General features: G+C 72.2%; 2 protein-coding genes. Both read left to right on the top strand.

Going from position 1 to position 988, the window contains the following annotated elements:
* Positions 1-704 (top strand): efflux RND transporter periplasmic adaptor subunit (locus AC1D01_RS36415; protein ID WP_477874639.1); only part of this gene is annotated, 704 nt, incomplete at its 5' end.
* Positions 701-988 (top strand): efflux RND transporter permease subunit (locus AC1D01_RS36410; protein ID WP_477874637.1); only part of this gene is annotated, 288 nt, incomplete at its 3' end. The genes AC1D01_RS36415 and AC1D01_RS36410, both read left to right, overlap by 4 nt.

The raw sequence follows: 988 nt of genomic DNA, 5'->3' as shown, positions 1-988 counted from the left end.
GCCTGGACCAGGCCCGCCGCCARCTCGACCTGGCGCGCAACCGCGAAGGCTATGCGACGCTGGTGGCGCCCTATGCCGGCGTGGTGACGGCGCTGCGCTTCGAGCGCGGCCAGGTGGTCGCCGAGGGCCAGCCCGTGCTGTCGCTGGCCCGTGACGGGGAGCGCGAGATCGTCGCCGACCTGCCGGAGGAATGGGTGGGCCGGGCGCGGACCCTCGCCGCCGTGGCCACGCCCTGGCAGGGCGCGGCGCAAGACGCCAAGGCGCCGCTGCGGCTGGTGCTGCGCGAACTCTCGCCACTGGCCAGCGCGCAGGGCCGCACCTTCCGCGTGCGCTATGCCGCGACCCCCGAATCGCGCGCGCAGGTGGCGGCGCTGCCATTGGGCAGCACCATGCAGCTGAACCTGTCCGACCCGACCGCGGGTGCGGCGACGGTCGCCCTGCCGGTCACTGCGCTGGTGAAGGCCAGCGGCTCTGCGGGCGTCTGGGTGCTGGATGCCCAGGGCTCGGGCCTGGCGTTCCAGCCCGTGCAGGTGGTCGGCATGGACGACGCATCGGTGCGCGTCACCGGCCTGGCCACCGGCAGCCGCGTGGTCAGCGTCGGTGCCCAGAAGCTCGATGCCGGCATCAAGGTGCGGGCCGTCGAACGTTCGCCCGAAGCCGGGCCCGCCCCCGTCGCCAGCAGCGGCTCGCAAGGGCAGTCATGAAGCGCTTCAATCTCTCGGAATGGGCCGTCACGCACCAGCCGATGGTGCTGTTCCTGATCATCGCGACGCTCATCGTCGGCGTCCTGTCCTTCAACCGGCTGGGCCGCCTGGAGGACCCCAACTTCGACGTGCCGCAGATGACGGCCATCGTCGTGTGGCCCGGCGCCACCGCGCAGGACGTGCAGGACCAGGTGCTCAACCGCATCGAGCGCCGGCTGCAGGAGCTGGATCACTTCGAATCCGTGCGCAGCTTCTCGCGCCAGGGTTATGGCGGCGTCACGCTG

It is taken from the genome of Rhizobacter sp. P3_B12, from assembly GCF_056402895.1.
This window is presented reverse-complemented; position numbering and strand designations above follow the sequence as displayed.